Source organism: Streptomyces sp. NPDC094034 (assembly GCF_040303865.1).
In the GTDB taxonomy this organism is placed as follows: Bacteria; Actinomycetota; Actinomycetes; order Streptomycetales; family Streptomycetaceae; genus Streptomyces.
Genome location: NZ_JBEOUD010000010.1, coordinates 25,073 through 39,953, shown reverse-complemented (window position 1 = coordinate 39,953; position 14,881 = coordinate 25,073). Strand labels below are relative to the sequence as shown.

14 protein-coding genes are annotated in these 14,881 nt (G+C 71.9%); 7 read left to right on the top strand and 7 right to left on the bottom strand.

The annotated features are described in order from the left end of the window. Positions 1-21: 21 nt before the first annotated feature. Together ABTZ59_RS11960 and ABTZ59_RS11955 are read left to right on the top strand one after the other, a co-directional pair. A complete protein-coding gene (locus tag ABTZ59_RS11960) occupies positions 22-1,461 on the top strand; it encodes an NAD(P)H-quinone dehydrogenase (protein ID WP_351394668.1) in 1,440 nt (479 codons plus the stop codon). 205 nt (positions 1,462-1,666) lie between these two features. Beyond that, positions 1,667-2,767 carry a DeoR/GlpR family DNA-binding transcription regulator gene (locus ABTZ59_RS11955; protein WP_351394665.1) on the top strand — a complete coding sequence of 367 codons (1,101 nt, stop codon included), beginning with the start codon at positions 1,667-1,669 and terminating at the stop codon, positions 2,765-2,767. Between the two features lie 371 nt (positions 2,768-3,138). On the opposite strand, the gene ABTZ59_RS11950 is transcribed toward ABTZ59_RS11955, so the two are convergent. From ABTZ59_RS11950 to ABTZ59_RS11940, 3 genes are all read right to left on the bottom strand, one after another. Then, on the bottom strand, positions 3,139-3,573 hold the full coding sequence (locus ABTZ59_RS11950; RefSeq protein WP_351394662.1) for a DUF5707 domain-containing protein: 435 nt from the start codon (positions 3,571-3,573) through the stop codon (positions 3,139-3,141). A 440-nt stretch (positions 3,574-4,013) separates the two neighbouring features. Further along, the gene (locus tag ABTZ59_RS11945; RefSeq protein ID WP_503002686.1) at positions 4,014-4,559 is read right to left on the bottom strand and encodes a TetR/AcrR family transcriptional regulator; all 546 of its coding nucleotides are present in this window, start codon (positions 4,557-4,559) and stop codon (positions 4,014-4,016) included. A 137-nt stretch (positions 4,560-4,696) separates the two neighbouring features. After that, positions 4,697-6,451 carry an acetyl/propionyl/methylcrotonyl-CoA carboxylase subunit alpha gene (locus ABTZ59_RS11940; protein ID WP_351394656.1) on the bottom strand — a complete coding sequence of 585 codons (1,755 nt, stop codon included), beginning with the start codon at positions 6,449-6,451 and terminating at the stop codon, positions 4,697-4,699. 306 nt (positions 6,452-6,757) lie between these two features. Between ABTZ59_RS11940 and ABTZ59_RS11935 the strand changes: the two genes are divergently transcribed. Continuing rightward, positions 6,758-7,249, top strand: a complete 492-nt coding sequence (locus tag ABTZ59_RS11935; RefSeq protein ID WP_351394653.1) for a hypothetical protein — start codon at positions 6,758-6,760, stop codon at positions 7,247-7,249. Between the two features lie 28 nt (positions 7,250-7,277). Here ABTZ59_RS11935 and ABTZ59_RS11930 read toward each other — a convergent pair whose 3' ends face one another. The 4 genes from ABTZ59_RS11930 to ABTZ59_RS11915 all read right to left on the bottom strand — a co-directional run bounded on the left by ABTZ59_RS11930 (position 7,278) and on the right by ABTZ59_RS11915 (position 10,070). Next, positions 7,278-7,892, bottom strand: coding sequence for a nucleoside triphosphate pyrophosphatase (locus tag ABTZ59_RS11930; RefSeq protein WP_351394650.1), 615 nt, complete (start codon positions 7,890-7,892; stop codon positions 7,278-7,280). Positions 7,893-7,940: 48 nt separating this feature from the next. Then, positions 7,941-8,069, bottom strand: coding sequence for a morphogenic membrane protein MmpB (mmpB, locus tag ABTZ59_RS11925; RefSeq protein WP_351394647.1), 129 nt, complete (start codon positions 8,067-8,069; stop codon positions 7,941-7,943). Positions 8,070-8,228: 159 nt separating this feature from the next. Beyond that, positions 8,229-8,435 (bottom strand): acyl-CoA carboxylase epsilon subunit, encoded by a 207-nt coding sequence (locus ABTZ59_RS11920; protein WP_249948158.1) that lies wholly within the window; start codon positions 8,433-8,435, stop codon positions 8,229-8,231. Positions 8,436-8,456: 21 nt separating this feature from the next. Then, positions 8,457-10,070: an acyl-CoA carboxylase subunit beta gene (locus ABTZ59_RS11915; RefSeq protein ID WP_351394643.1), complete on the bottom strand. Its 1,614-nt coding sequence runs from the start codon at positions 10,068-10,070 to the stop codon at positions 8,457-8,459. Between the two features lie 118 nt (positions 10,071-10,188). Between ABTZ59_RS11915 and ABTZ59_RS11910 the strand changes: the two genes are divergently transcribed. From ABTZ59_RS11910 to ABTZ59_RS11895, 4 genes are all read left to right on the top strand, one after another. Further along, complete coding sequence (locus ABTZ59_RS11910; protein ID WP_351394640.1) at positions 10,189-11,067, top strand: biotin--[acetyl-CoA-carboxylase] ligase; 879 nt, start codon at positions 10,189-10,191, stop codon at positions 11,065-11,067. Between the two features lie 234 nt (positions 11,068-11,301). Continuing rightward, positions 11,302-12,453, top strand: a complete 1,152-nt coding sequence (locus ABTZ59_RS11905) for an adenylate/guanylate cyclase domain-containing protein (protein WP_351394638.1) — start codon at positions 11,302-11,304, stop codon at positions 12,451-12,453. 91 nt (positions 12,454-12,544) lie between these two features. After that, entirely contained in the window at positions 12,545-13,354 is an 810-nt protein-coding gene (locus ABTZ59_RS11900; protein WP_351394635.1) for an enoyl-CoA hydratase/isomerase family protein, read from the top strand. An 81-nt stretch (positions 13,355-13,435) separates the two neighbouring features. Then, positions 13,436-14,608 carry a GGDEF domain-containing protein gene (locus ABTZ59_RS11895; protein ID WP_351394633.1) on the top strand — a complete coding sequence of 391 codons (1,173 nt, stop codon included), beginning with the start codon at positions 13,436-13,438 and terminating at the stop codon, positions 14,606-14,608. Positions 14,609-14,881 lie beyond the last annotated feature (273 nt).

Below are 14,881 nucleotides of genomic sequence, written 5' to 3'. Positions count from 1 at the left end.
CAACGCGAGGCGGACTTTTTCGTGACCCGGATCGTGATCATCGGTGGCGGCCCCGGCGGCTACGAGGCGGCCTTGGTAGGGGCTCAGCTCGGCGCGGAAGTGACCGTCGTCGACTGTGACGGACTCGGTGGCGCGTCGGTGCTCACCGACTGCGTACCGTCGAAGACCCTCATCGCGACGGCCGAGGTGATGACCACCTTCGACTCCTCGTACGAGGAACTGGGCATCATCGTCGCGGACGACACCCCTCCTCTTGAGCAGAAGGCCCGCGTCGTCGGGGTCGATCTCGGCAAGGTCAACCGGCGTGTGAAGCGGCTCGCGCTCGCCCAGTCGCACGACATCACGGCCTCCGTCACCCGGGCCGGCGCGCGCGTCATGCGCGGGCGGGGGCGGCTCGACGGACGCCAGGCCGTGGACGGCTCGCGCCAGGTGATCGTGACCGCGGCGGACGGCAGCGAGGAGTCGCTCACCGCGGACGCCGTACTGATCGCCACCGGCGGTCACCCCCGCGAGATCCCCGACGCGCAGCCCGACGGCGAGCGCATCCTCAACTGGACGCAGGTGTACGACCTCGACGAGCTGCCCGAGGAACTGATCGTGGTCGGCTCGGGCGTCACCGGCGCCGAGTTCGCCGGTGCCTACCAGGCGCTCGGCTCCCGGGTCACGCTCGTCTCCTCCCGTGACCGCGTGCTGCCCGGCGAGGACCCCGACGCCGCGGGCGTGCTGGAGGACGTCTTCCGGCGCCGCGGCATGAACGTGATGTCCCGCTCCCGCGCCGAGGCCGCCAAGCGGGTCGGTGACCGGGTCGAGGTGGCGCTCTCCGACGGCCGGGTCATCTCCGGTACGCACTGTCTGATGGCGGTCGGCGCCATCCCGAACACCGCGGGCATGGGCCTGGAGGAGGCCGGCGTCCTGCTCAAGGAGTCGGGCCACATCAAGACCGACCGGGTCTCCCGTACCTCCGCACCCGGCGTCTACGCGGCCGGCGATGTCACCGGGATCTTCGCCCTCGCCTCCGTCGCGGCCATGCAGGGCCGGATCGCGATGTACCACTTCCTCGGCGACGCGGTCACCCCGCTCAACCTCAAGACCGTCTCGTCGAACGTCTTCACCGACCCGGAGATCGCCACCGTCGGTTACAGCCAGGCGGACGTGGACGCCGGCAAGATCGACGCCCGTGTCGTCAAACTGCCGCTGCTGCGCAACCCGCGCGCCAAGATGCAGGGCATCAGGGACGGCTTCGTCAAGATCTTCGCCCGTCCCGGCACCGGCATCGTGGTCGGCGGGGTCGTCGTATCGCCCCGGGCCAGCGAGCTGATCCACCCCATCGCGCTCGCCGTCGACAACAACCTGACCGTGGAACAGATCGCGAACGCCTTCACCGTCTACCCGTCCCTGTCGGGCTCGATCGCCGAGGTGGCGCGGCAGTTGCACACCGTGAAGACCGGTGAGGAGAGCTGACCCGGTCCGCCGGTCGCGACGGGCGTCCCGGGCGGGCTCCGGCGGGGCGTTCATCGGCTCGTAGGACTGGGTAAGCCCGCTCCATGGTGGTGCGTTCGAATTGCGGGATCGCTTTATACCACTGTGCGCTCTCGTCTGTGTACAACTTCTGTTATTCGGCGCAAACTGCTGAAAGCAGACGGTCGTTGGGGTTACTGTCAGTTTCGTGTTCGCTGCAGAACGTCGCCAATTGATCCTCGAAATGGTGCGCGCCAACGGGGCCGTGTCGCTCCGTGAGCTCGCCCGCGTCGTCCAGACCTCCGAAGTGACCGTACGGCGGGACGTGCGGGCGCTGGAGGCCGAAGGACTCCTCGACCGCCGGCACGGCGGTGCGGTATTGCCGGGCGGATTCACGCGAGAATCCGGCTTTCCGCAAAAGTCCCATCTCGCAACGGCCGAGAAGACGGCCATCGCCGATCTCGCCGCGAGTCTCGTCGAAGAGGGCGAGGCCGTGGTGGTCGGCGCCGGTACGACCACGCAGGAGCTGGCCCGCCGGCTCGCGCGGATCCCCGGCCTGACCGTCGTCACCAACTCGCTGCTCGTCGCGCAGGCCCTCGCGCATGCCAACCGGGTCGAAGTCGTCATGACCGGCGGCACGCTGCGCGGCTCCAACTACGCGCTGGTGGGCAGCGGGGCTGAGCAGTCCCTCCAAGGCCTGCGGGTCACCCGCGCGTTCCTGTCCGGGAGCGGGCTGACCGCCGAGCGCGGGCTCTCCACGTCCAACATGCTCTCGGCGAGCGTGGACCGGGCGCTGGTGCAGGCCGCGGCGGAGGTGGTGGTGCTGGCCGACCATACGAAGCTGGGCACCGACACGATGTTCCAGACGGTGCCGACGGATCTCATCAGCAGGCTGGTGACCGACGAGCCGCCGGCGCATGACGATCGCGCGGCGACGGAGCTTCAGGCGCTGGCCGATCAGGGGGTACAGATCGCGGTGGCCGGCGGAACCGGCGGCTCCGCGGGCGGGGTGTCCGGGGTGTCGGCCGGTGCGGGCTCTGGCTCCGGATCCGGTTTGGTCGCCGGTTCCGTCACGGGGGCCGGTGCAGGGGCGTCGGGCGGTGGTTCGGGCGACGTGCATCCGGCGGGGCGTCAGTCACGTCGGGACGTACCGCTTCCGGGGCAGCGCCGCACGCATGCGGCGGGTCCGGGTCCGGGACAGGGGCCGGGGAGCGGGGGGCCGGGGCCGCAACTGCGCAGTGCGGCGGCGTCGCTGGCGGCGCAGGAGACGGGGGAGCGGGCGAGGGTGGCGGACTTGCGCCGCCGGTAGGGGTTTCGCCTCCGGCGGGGGTTGCGGGTGCGCCGTTCGGCGCGCGGTGCGGTGCGCTTCCAGCGGGGGTTGCGGGTGCGCCGTTCGGCGCGGGGTGCGGTTCCGCCTCCGGCGGGGGTTGCGGGTGCGCCGTTCGGCGCGGGGTGCGGTTCCGCCTCCGGCGGGGGGCGGTGCGCTTCCAGCGAGGGGTCGTGCGTGGTGCAGGTGCGGGCGTCGTGGTGCCGGGGGCCGGGGCCTCCGGAGGTCCGTGTCCGGACTGCTTTCCTCACCGTGCTTCGCACGAGTTGCGACGCTTTACGTCCGGACACGCACCTCCTCCGACCCCGACCCCCTCCCCCCGGTGGGCACACTCGCCCACGTGCCCGCCCGGGTCAGCGCGTGACGTTGAAGGTCGCGGCCTCGGGTACGAAGATCGTGTCCCCGTCGTTGGCCGTCGCCAGCGCGGAGACGTGCCAGACGCCCTCGGGCAGGCTGGCGGCTTCCTCCCGCGTGACCTTCAGGGTGTAGGCGCACAGGTCCTTCTTGCACGTGGCGCTCTCGACGTCCGTCATTTCCTCGGCCGTCGGCTTGAGGTCCGAACTCTTCGGCCAGGCCAGCACCTTGAGGCTCCGGATTCCCGAGTCGTCGGTCACCTTCGCGGTGAAGGTGACCGAACCCGCGGCGTCGGCGGTCGGGGCGACGTAGCGGGCAGCGCCGTTCTCCACGGTCGGCTTGACGGCCGGGCTGGCCGAGGCGATGCCACCGATGGTGATACCGCCGAGAGCGACCGCACCAATGAGCGACGGAACGATGATGCGCTTGGACATGGATTCCCCTCCGAGTACTGGGCGCCCCGGTTGTCGGAGCGTTTCCCGATGTGATCGAGCCTATGAGCGCGGGATCGCGTGGTCCTCGGGCTCTGGGATGATCAGCTCCTCTGACCAGAGACAGAGTCGGCTCCGGACGCCTCGTCGGTGACGGGCGGTGAAGGGGGGCGCGCAGGGGTCGTGTCCGGGACGTAGAGCGTGATTTGTGGCGCGCGAACGCCCGTTCCCTGACTGTGGCCGGAGTCCGCCGTACGGGGGTCCGGGGGCGTCCCCCGGGAAAGCACAGCATGCAGTCCCGGGCGCGAGCCCGGAGCGCACCCCGGCGACGACCCGCGCCCGGAAACCGGCCCTGGCCGAGGCAAGCGCACCCCGGCGACGACCCGCGCCCGGAAACCCGCCTTGGCCCAAACGAACCGCGACCACGGCCCACCCGGGGACGCTCAGGGTCGCAGCCCCGTGAGCGTCAGTTTCAGGAGGCGGTCCGCCAAGCGCGGGTCGGACGGGGATTGTTCCGCCGCCAACGCGATCGCGTTCGTGAGCTGCATCAGGTCGTCGATCGAGACCTCGGGCCGGATGTGGCCGGCCCGCTGCGCCCGTACCAGGAGGCGTCCGCCCGCCTCGCGCATCGGCACACTGCACTGCGACAGCGCCGAACTCTTGTCGTGGGAGGCCGACATGAGCGCCTGCGAGAGCCTGCGGTACTCACCCGCGTGGGTGATGAGCGTACCCAGCCATTCGACCAGCGCGCCGCACGGCTGCTCCGCCTCGGCGAGCTCGCGGCTGCGCTCGATGAGGGAGCCGAGCGCTTCCTGGAAGACCGCGTTCATGAGCGCGTGGCGGTTCGGGAAGTGGCGGTAGAGCGTGCCGATGCCGACGCCCGCGTGGCGCGCGATGTCCTCCAGGGAGGCGTCCGTGCCGTGTTCCGCGAAACTGCGGCGGGCCTCCGTGAGCAGGCGCTCGTAGTTGCGGCGCGCGTCGGCGCGCATGGGCCGGGGCAGCGCGTGTGCCGTACCGCTCGCCATGTGGGGGTCCTCCCTGTCTCCGCCCGTGGCGTCAAGGATGCCACCGCACACGCGAAGGCCCCGCCAGAAGTGGGAAGTGGGCGGCGGGGCCTCGGTGCGGGTCAGTCCTTGATTTCGCAGATGGTGGCGCCGGAGGTGAGAGCCGCGCCGACCTCGGCGGTGAGGCCCTTGATGGTGCCGGAGCGGTGCGCGTTGAGGGGCTGCTCCATCTTCATGGCTTCGAGGACGACGACGAGGTCGCCTTCCTTGACCTCCTGGCCCTCTTCGACGGCGACCTTGACGATGGTGCCCTGCATCGGGGAGGCCAGGGTGTCGCCGGAGGCCGCGGAGGCGGACTTCTTGGCGGCGCGGCGCTTGGGCTTGGCGCCGGCGGCGAGGCCGGTGCGGGCCAGGGTCATGCCCAGGCTGGAGGGCAGGGAGACTTCGAGGCGCTTGCCGCCGACCTCGACGACGACGGTCTCGCGGCCGGGCTCGTCCTCGGCCTCGGCGTCCGCGGGGGCCGCGAAGGGCGGGATGTCGTTGGTGAACTCCGTCTCCATCCAGCGGGTGTGGACGGTGAAGGGGTCGGAGGTGAAGGCGGGGTCGGTGACGACCTTGCGGTGGAAGGGGATCGCCGTGGCCATGCCCTCGACCGTGAACTCGTTCAGGGCGCGGGAGGCGCGCTGGAGGGCCTGCTCGCGGGTGGCGCCGGTGACGATCAGCTTGGCGAGCAGGGAGTCCCAGGCCGGGCCGATGACGGAGCCGGACTCCACCCCCGCGTCGAGACGGACGCCGGGGCCGGCGGGCGGGGCGAAGGTGGTGACGGTGCCGGGGGCGGGCAGGAAGCCGCGGCCCGGGTCCTCGCCGTTGATACGGAATTCGAAGGAGTGTCCGCGCACGGCCGGGTCGTCATAGCCGAGGGCCTCGCCGTCGGCGATGCGGAACATCTCGCGGACCAGGTCGATGCCGGTGACCTCTTCGGTGACCGGGTGCTCGACCTGGAGGCGGGTGTTGACCTCCAGGAAGGAGATCGTGCCGTCGGTGCCGACGAGGAACTCGACGGTGCCCGCGCCGACGTAGCCGGCCTCCTTGAGGATCGCCTTGGACGCCGCGTACAACTCGGCGTTCTGGGCGTCGGAGAGGAACGGGGCGGGGGCTTCCTCGACGAGCTTCTGGTGGCGGCGCTGGAGGGAGCAGTCGCGGGTGGAGACGACGACGACATTGCCGTGGGAGTCGGCCAGGCACTGGGTCTCGACGTGGCGGGGCTTGTCGAGGTAGCGCTCGACGAAGCACTCGCCGCGGCCGAACGCGGCGACGGCCTCGCGGACGGCCGAGTCGTACAGCTCCGGGATCTCTTCGAGGGTACGGGCGACCTTCAGGCCGCGTCCGCCACCGCCGAAGGCCGCCTTGATGGCGATCGGCAGGCCGTGCTCCGCGGCGAACGCGACGACCTCGTCCGCGCCGGAGACCGGGTCGGGGGTGCCGGCGACCAGGGGGGCGCCGGCGCGCTGGGCGATATGGCGGGCGGCGACCTTGTCGCCGAGGTCGCGGATGGCCTGCGGGGGCGGGCCGATCCAGGTCAGTCCGGCGTCCAGTACGGCCTGGGCGAATTCGGCGTTCTCGGACAGGAATCCGTAGCCCGGGTGGATCGCGTCCGCGCCGGAGTCCTTGGCCGCCTGGAGCACCTTGGCCATGTCCAGATAGCTGGCTGCCGGGGTGTCACCGCCCAGGGCGAAGGCCTCGTCGGCCGCGCGGACGTGCAGGGCGTCCCGGTCCGGGTCCGCGTAGACGGCTACGCTCTGGATCCCGGCGTCCCGGCAGGCACGGGCAACGCGGACAGCGATTTCGCCACGGTTGGCGATGAGCACCTTGCGCACGATGGCTCCCTCCTTGAAAACAAGCTGAGTTTAGGGACTGCCGACACGCCCCAAGGATCCGTCCCCAATGGTGACCTTGCCCACACAGAGCGTGGTCCGAGGCCGAGTCAGGGGGCGAAATCCCTTGTGGCACCACGGTACGCCGGGTTTCCCCGTCGCACAGTAGCGCTCGGATGTGGTCCACCTCTCTGTCCGAGTACCCCTCGGCGGATCGCGATTCTTTGTGGAGTCCCTACGAATGGCCGAATGATTCTCTGCCCTCGCTCGGGCCCTTGTCCGGTGGTTTACCGGTTAGTAGCGTGCGCGATGTCGTACGTACTACCGGTAACAGAGGAAGAGGGTGGCGTCGTGGCGCGCAGACCGGTGGCCTGGGTGGCCGCGATCGTGCTGCTGCTTGAGGCGGTCGGCATCGTGTTCGTCAACGGTGTGTTGGCGACGGTTGTCGACAATCAGCGGATGTCCCTGGCCGGACTCGATCCGTCCGCCATGTCCCTCGGTACGTGGGTGATGGGCGGGGTCTTCGGCGCCTATCTCGTGCTCGTGGCGGTGATTCTGGTGCGTACGGCCCTCAAGGACCGGGCTCCGGGCCGCTTCGGCAGGATCGCGCTCATCGTCTGCGCGGTGCTGCACGGGCTGCTCGGCGCGGTGACGGTGGGTCTGGTGGGGTGGAGTGCCTTCGCGGTCATGATGGTCGTGCTGGGGCTGATCGTGCTGGTGCTGGTGGCGTACGAGCCCGAGCGGGTGAGCCCGGCCGTGAGCCCTGACGAGGGACCGGCCGAGGGGCCTGCGCCCGCCTGAGCGCAAGTGCCGTGGGCAAGGGGCCCGTTCAGGCCCACAGGTCGGTGATCGTGACGCCGTGCTCGCCGAGCAGCCGGCGCAGCAGGGGCAGCGACAGGCCGATGACATTGCCGTGGTTGCCGTCGATCCCGTCGACGAAGGGCGAGGAACGGCCGTCCAGGGTGAAGGCGCCCGCGACCTGGAGGGGTTCGCCGGAGGCGACGTACGCGGCGATCTCGGCGTCCGTCGGGGTGCCGAAGCGGACGGTGGTCGAGGCGGTCTCGGCGGCGCGGCGGCCGGTCGTCGTATCGATCACGCAGTGGCCGGTCCGCAGGATTCCGTCGCGTCCGCGCATCGACTTCCAGCGGGCGGTGGCCTCCTCGGCGTCGGCGGGCTTGCCGAACGCCTCGCCGTCGAGTTCGAGGACGGAGTCACAGCCGACGACCAGCGCGCCGGCCGCGGCGGGGAGCGCGGCCACGGCGGTGGCCTTGGCCTCGGCGAGAACGAGCGCCAGTTCGGCGGGGGTCGGGGCGGAGAGGGCGTCCTCGTCGACGCCGCTGACGATCACCTCGGGGGCGAGCCCGGCCTGCCTGAGCAGTCCGAGACGAGCGGGGGAGGCGGAGGCGAGCACGAGCCGGCGGCGCTGATCGGTCATGCGGGCCATCGTAGGCCGCGGCATCCGGCCGGTACGGGGGAGGGCCGTGCGGGGTGATCAGCCGAGGCCGAGCACGATCATCGCGACCACCACGGCCAGGGCGAGCAGGAGCCCGGCGCGGCGCAGCATGAGCTGCGCGTCGCGCATCTCCCTGGGCGGCTCGTTCTCGGGGTCGGACCACAGCATGGGACCGATACTCCGGCCGCCCGGGCCTGAGCGCCTGAGTACGTGTACTCAGGCGCGGCGGCGGCGCCGCATTATCCGGACGCGCCCCGGGGCCGAGCCCCGCCCCGCCCTCCGGGCGGACGGCGCCATGTGTCGGACAGGGCCTAGGGCCTTTCGGCGCTAGCCCGGCCAGTACGTACGCGCCCACGCCCGCGGTCCCGGCTCCGGGAGCCGGCGGCGGGCGATCCGCGTCGGGGCCGACCACTCGGCGGGCGGCTCGGCCGCGCCCGGCGGTGAGTCCGCCACCGCCGCCGCGCGCGCCCGGACCACCGCGAGCGCGGCGGCCAGCTCCTCCCGGGTCGGGTTTCCTCGTACAACCTTGATCACTTCGGCGCCCTTCCCGGAGTCCTACAGGGGGATGTTGCCGTGCTTCTTCGGAGGCAGGCTTTCCCGCTTCGTCCGCAGTTGACGCAGGCCCTTGACGATGTGCGCCCGGGTCTCCGACGGCATGATGACCGCGTCGACATAGCCGCGCTCGGCCGCCGCGTACGGATTGAGCAGCGTGTCCTCGTACTGCTGGATCAGTTCGGCGCGCGTCTCCTCCTGCGCCGTCACATCACCGGCCGCCGCGATCGTGCGGCGGTGCAGGATGTTCACCGCGCCCTGCGCGCCCATCACCGCGATCTGCGCGGTCGGCCAGGCCACGTTGAGGTCGGCACCCAGATGCTTGGAGCCCATGACGTCGTAGGCGCCGCCGAACGCCTTGCGGGTGATCACCGTGATCAGCGGGACCGTGGCCTCGGCGTACGCGTAGATCAGCTTGGCGCCGCGCCGGATGATGCCGCCGTACTCCTGGTCGACCCCCGGCAGGAACCCGGGGACGTCCACGAAGGTCAGCACCGGGACGTTGAAGGCGTCGCACGTACGGACGAACCGCGCGGCCTTCTCGGAGGCGTTGATGTCCAGACAGCCCGCGAACTGCATCGGCTGGTTCGCCACGATCCCGACCGGGAAACCCTCGACCCGGCCGAAGCCGGTGATGATGTTCGGCGCGAACAGCGCCTGGGTCTCCAGGAATTCGGCGTCGTCCAGTACGTGCTCGATGGCCGCGTGCATGTCGTACGGCTGGTTCGCGGAGTCCGGGATCAGCGTGTCCAGCTCGCGGTCCTCGTCCGTCGTCGCCAGGTCCGCCTCCTCGGGGAAGGCGGGCGGCTCGGACAGGTTGTTCGAGGGGAGGTACGACAGCAGGGACTTGACGTACTCGATGGCGTCCTTCTCGTCGCCCGCCATGTGGTGCGCGACGCCGGAGGTCGTGTTGTGCGTACGGGCGCCGCCCAGCTCCTCGAAGCCCACGTCCTCGCCGGTCACCGTCTTGATGACATCGGGCCCCGTGATGAACATGTGCGAGGTCTGGTCGACCATCACCGTGAAGTCGGTGATCGCGGGGGAGTAGACCGCGCCGCCCGCGCACGGGCCGACGATCAGGCTGATCTGCGGTACGACGCCCGAGGCGTGCACATTGCGGCGGAAGATCTCGGCGAAGAGGCCGAGGGCGACCACGCCCTCCTGGATCCGGGCGCCGCCGCCGTCGTTGATGCCGATGACCGGGCAACCGGTCTTCAGCGCGAAGTCCATGACCTTCACGATCTTCTCGCCGTAGACCTCGCCGAGCGAGCCCCCGAAGATGGTGAAGTCCTGCGAGTAGACACAGACCGGACGGCCGTCGACCGTGCCGTAGCCGGTGACGACCCCGTCCCCGTACGGGCGGTTCTTCTCGATGCCGAAATTGGTGGAGCGGTGCCTGGCGAACTCGTCCAGTTCGACGAAGGACCCCTCGTCGAGCAGCAGATCCACCCGTTCGCGGGCCGTCAGCTTGCCCTTGGCGTGCTGCTTCTCCACGGCGCGCGCGGAACCCGCGTGGGTGGCTTCCTCGATGCGCCGCTGAAGATCCGCGATCTTGCCCGCGGTGGTGTGGGCGGCGGTTCCGTGGGGGATTCCTCGGGCGTTTTCCGGCTCGGACATCGGGATGCGGCTCCCTGCGGGTTCACGGATGCGGGTGTTCCGGGTGCTACTGATCCGTAGGGTATCGGCGCGGATACCGTTCGGCAGTGCGGTGTTGGCCACACCTAGGGTGGCTTGCATGACGGATCCCCATGCACCCGAGAGCCGCTGGTCCGACCTCGAACGCCCCCCGCTGAACGAACGCGCGCTGCGCCGCGGTCTGATCCGGCCCGACGGGCTGTGGAGCTCGCTCGACGTGGTCGCCGCCACCGGATCCACCAACTCCGATCTGGCCGCGCGGGCCAGGCCGGGGGCGGACGGCACCCCGGGAGCGCCGGAGGGCACCGTACTGATCGCCGAGGAGCAGACGGCGGGCCGCGGCCGGCTGGACCGGCGGTGGACCGCGCCCGCGCGCTCCGGGCTGTTCTTCTCCGTACTGCTGCGGCCAGGGCCCGGGGTACCCGTCCACCGGTACGGCTGGCTGCCGCTGCTGACGGGAGTGGCCGTCGCGACCGGGCTGGCGCGGGCCGCGGGCGTGGACACGGCACTCAAATGGCCCAATGACCTGCTGGTGACCGTGGGCGGCGAGGAGCGGAAGGCCGGCGGGATCCTCGCGGAGCGGGCGGGGGACGACGCGGTCGTGGTGGGCGTCGGCGTGAATGTCTCGCTGCACGCGGCGGAACTGCCCGTACCGGCGGCCGGTTCGCTGGCCCTGGCGAACGCGGTCTCCCTCGACCGCGACACCCTGCTGCGCGGGGTCCTGCGGGCGCTGGAGCGGTGGTACGGGGAGTGGCGCGAGGCGGGCGGCGATCCCGCCGCTTCCCGGCTCCAGGAGGCGTACGCGGCGGGGTGCGCGACGCTGGGCCGCACCGTACGCGCGGTCCTGCCGGGCGACCGCGAGCTGGTCGGTGAGGCGGTGGCCGTGGACGGCGACGGACGGCTGGTGGTCACGACCGAGGACGGCGCCCGGCATCCGGTCGGCGCGGGCGACATCGTCCATCTGCGGCCGGTCGCCTGAACGCGCGGGCGGATCCGGAGGCTCGTCCTCCGGCGTGGGCATATGCAAAGTGCACATGGCACCCGCATGCGGGCAGGCCCGCGTGCGGCCACTGGCGACGGCCCGTGACCGGACCGTCGCGCCCCGATCCGGGTGCCCCCGCGATACGTGAGCCAGCGCACATCTGCCGTATCGTTGAGGCGGTCCACGACAGATCGGCAGGGCAGTGCGCAGGGAACGGGCAGGAGGCGGCCGGTGACCGTCGACGATTCGACTTCCGGCGAGGACGCGCAGCCGCCGTCGGAGTCCTCGGCACACCCCACTCCCCACCATGTCGTCGACCACACGGCCGAGCCGTCCGACGACCCGCTGGCCATCCGCCTCGAACAGCTGATCCTCGGCGCCGACCGCCGCTACACCGCCTTCCAGGCCGCCCGTACCGCCGGGGTCTCGATGGACCTCGCCTCCCGCTTCTGGCGCGCCATGGGCTTCGCCGACATCGGCCAGGCCAAGGCGCTCACGGAGGCGGACGTACTGGCCCTGCGGCGGCTCGCCGGTCTGGTGGAGGCGGGGCTGCTCAGCGAGCCCATGGCGATCCAGGTCGCCCGCTCGACCGGGCAGACCACCGCCCGGCTGGCGGAGTGGCAGATCGATTCCTTCCTGGAGGGCCTGACCGAGCCGCCCGAGCCCGGCATGACCCGTACCGAAGTCACCTACCCCCTGGTGGAGTTGCTCCTGCCCGAGCTGGAGGAGTTCCTCGTCTATGTGTGGCGGCGCCAGCTCGCCGCCGCCACGGGCCGCGTCGTCCAGGCCGCGGACGACGACGAGATGGTCGACCGCCGGCTCGCCGTCGGCTTCGCCGACCTCGTCGGGTTCACCCGGCTGACCCGGCGGCTGGAGGAGGAGGAGCTCGGCGAGCTGGTCGAGGCGTTCGAGACGACCGCCGCCGACCTCGTCGCCGCGCACGGCGGCCGGCTGATCAAGACCCTCGGCGACGAGGTCCTGTTCGCGGCGGACGACGCGGGAACGGCCGCGGAGATAGCGCTGCGCCTGATAGAGACCATGACCCATGACGAGTCGATGCCGGCGCTGCGCGTCGGGATCGCGTTCGGGACGGTCACGACCCGGATGGGCGACGTGTTCGGTACGACGGTGAACCTCGCGAGCCGGCTGACGTCGATAGCGCCGAAGGACACGGTCCTCGTCGACGGCGCGTTCGCGGAGGAGCTGATCCGCACGGGCGACGCCCCGGCCTCCGAGGCGCAGGCGGCGGAGGCCGCGGCGAAGGCCGACAAGGAGGGCGTGGCGCTGCCCTCGTACCGCTTCGGGCTCCAGCCGATGTGGCAGCGGCCGGTGCGGGGGCTGGGTGTGGTCGAGCCCTGGCTGATGGGGCGGCGTAACACCTAGAGCCTGGCCCAGGCCCTGCCCTTGGGCCCGAGCCGCCCCATAGGATCAGCCCCGGTGAAGGTGAACCGTCGTTAACCGGGAGGGTGTGGTCATGGCTGAGGCTGAGCAGAGGTTCGGGGAGTTCGTCGTCGTACGGCGGCACGGGCAGGGCGGGCAGGTCGCGGAACTGGTGCTGGACCGGCCCAAGGCCATGAACGCCGTCTCCACCGAGCTGGCCAGGTCCCTCGGGAACGCCTGCGCCGCGCTCGGCGTCGACCGGGACGTACGGGCCACGGTGCTGACGTCCACCCATGAGCGGGCCTTCTGCGTCGGCGCGGACCTCAAGGAGCGCAACTCCTTGAGCGACGCCGAACTCGTGCGCCAGCGGCCGACCGCGCGGGCCGCGTACACCGGCGTACTGGAGCTGCCGATGCCGACCGTCGCGGCGGTGCACGGCTTCGCGCTGGGCGGCGGCTTCGAGCTGGCGCTCGCCTGCGATCTGATCGTCGCCGACTCCACGGCGGTCGTGGGGCTGCCCGAGGTGTCGGTCGGGGTGATCCCCGGCGGCGGGGGTACGCAGCTGCTGCCGCGCCGGGTCGGCGCCGCGCGCGCCGCCGAACTGGTCTTCACCGCACGGCGGGTGGCCGCGGCCGAGGCGGCGGCGCTGGGGCTCGTCGACCAGCTGGTGGACGAGGGCGCCGACCGGGACGAGGCGCTGGCCCTGGCCGGCCGTATCGCCGCCAACTCGCCCGTCGGCCTGCGCGCCGCCAAGCGCGCGCTGCGGCTCGGGCACGGGCTCGATCTGCGGGCGGGGCTTGAGGTCGAGGACGCCGCGTGGTGGTCCGTCGCGTTCTCCGGGGACCGGGCGGAAGGGGTCGCCGCGTTCAACGAGAAGCGGAAGCCGCAGTGGCCCGGAGAGTGAACGCGCCCTGTGGGTGAACGCGCAACGATCCCCCATCCCTCCAGATGATCAAATCCCCTCAAACCGTCTTAAGCTGGGGCGATGGGAGTGGATGGGCGACTGCGCGCCATAGTGCAACTGTCTCAGGCGATGGCGGCGGCCCCTACGGCGATCGAGTCCTGGCGGGCCGCCGCGCACGGCGCGCTGGAGGCGCTCGGGGGGAGCTTCGCGGCGCTGTCGTCCTGGGAGCGGGAACTCGGGCATCTCAGGGTGCTGGTGAACACGGGGGCGCGGGTCGCGGGGGAGGAGGAGTTCCCCAAGGACGAGACCTACCCCGTGCACGAGTTCCCCGAGATCGCGGAGTTCCTGCACGAACGGTGGGCGGCGGGCGGCGGTCCGCAGGCGTGGGTCGAGACCGCGGCGGGGCCCGCGGTCGTACCGGCGCCGGGGGTGCCCGGCGGGCCCGGCTACAACCACCAGCGCGTGGCCGCGCTGCGCAGGCGCGGCCGTGGCTGCTGTGTCGTCGCGCCGATCGTGCTGCACGGGCGGGCGTGGGGCGAGCTGTATGTGGCCAGGCCCCCGGAAGCCCCGCTGTTCGACGCGGCCGACGCGGATTTCGCGACCGTCATCGCGTCGGTGGTGGCGGCGGGGATCGCCCAGACCGAGCGACTGGAAGAGGTCCGCAGACTCGCCTTCACCGACCCGCTGACCGGCCTCGCGAACCGGCGCGCGGTCGATGTACGGCTCGACGAGGCGATCGGGCGCCACCGGGAGGAAGGGGCCGTCGTCAGCTTGGTCGTCTGCGACCTCAACGGCCTCAAGAGGGTCAACGACACCCAGGGCCACGCGGCCGGTGACCGCCTGCTGGAACGGTTCGCCACGCTGCTGTCCGTCTGTGGCGCGCGACTTCCCGGCGCGCTGGTGGCGCGCCTCGGCGGGGACGAGTTCTGTCTGCTGACGGTGGGGCCCACGTCGGACGAGGTGCTGGCGGTGGCGGCGGATCTGTGCGAGCGGGCGGCCGGGCTGGAGCTGGGCGAGGGCGTGGCGTGCGGGATCGCGTCGACGGGGGATCCGATCGGGGAGGTGCCGTCGGCGCGACGGCTGTTCCGCCTGGCGGACGCGGCACAGTACCGGGCGAAGGCGGCGCGGGCGGGAGGGCCGGTGGTGGCGGGGCGGGACGGGGCGGTGCTGAGGCTGGCGGACGCGCCGGCGCGGGGAGAGGGAGACCGCAGACGCTTCCGCGACGCGCCCCCGCCTCCGGCGGGGTCGGCGTAGCCGACGGGCCCGGGCGCCGCCTGAGGCGGCACCGCCCCGGTGGCCGGCACCGCGGCGCGTACCCGCGCCCCCCGCCGGAGGCGCCCCGTGCTCGCGCCTAAGGGCTGTCCCGTAATCCCCGGCGGGCGCGCGACGACAGCTACGGCACCTCGCCGCGTTGTCGGAACGCCCGAATACGTCCAGTATGCGAGCGCCCCTCCGCCTTGCGATGCACCGCATCTGACGCCGCGCGCTGATCCACCAGGGATTACGGGACAGCCCTTAGTGACACGC

Bases quoted from the DNA above. Each gene is read 5' to 3' on its own strand.
- ABTZ59_RS11900 (WP_351394635.1), top strand. From the start codon at position 12,545: ATGGCTGAGGCTGAGCAGAGGTTCGGGGAGTTCGTCGTCGTACGGCGG.
- ABTZ59_RS11945 (WP_503002686.1), bottom strand. From the start codon at position 4,559: ATGCGCGCCGACGCGCGCCGCAACTACGAGCGCCTGCTCACGGAGGCC.
- ABTZ59_RS11915 (WP_351394643.1), bottom strand. From the start codon at position 10,070: ATGTCCGAGCCGGAAAACGCCCGAGGAATCCCCCACGGAACCGCCGCC.
- ABTZ59_RS11930 (WP_351394650.1), bottom strand. From the start codon at position 7,892: ATGGCCCGCATGACCGATCAGCGCCGCCGGCTCGTGCTCGCCTCCGCC.
- ABTZ59_RS11910 (WP_351394640.1), top strand. From the start codon at position 10,189: ATGACGGATCCCCATGCACCCGAGAGCCGCTGGTCCGACCTCGAACGC.
- ABTZ59_RS11895 (WP_351394633.1), top strand. From the start codon at position 13,436: ATGGGAGTGGATGGGCGACTGCGCGCCATAGTGCAACTGTCTCAGGCG.
- mmpB (WP_351394647.1), bottom strand. From the start codon at position 8,069: ATGCTGTGGTCCGACCCCGAGAACGAGCCGCCCAGGGAGATGCGCGAC.
- ABTZ59_RS11935 (WP_351394653.1), top strand. From the start codon at position 6,758: ATGTCGTACGTACTACCGGTAACAGAGGAAGAGGGTGGCGTCGTGGCG.
- ABTZ59_RS11950 (WP_351394662.1), bottom strand. From the start codon at position 3,573: ATGTCCAAGCGCATCATCGTTCCGTCGCTCATTGGTGCGGTCGCTCTC.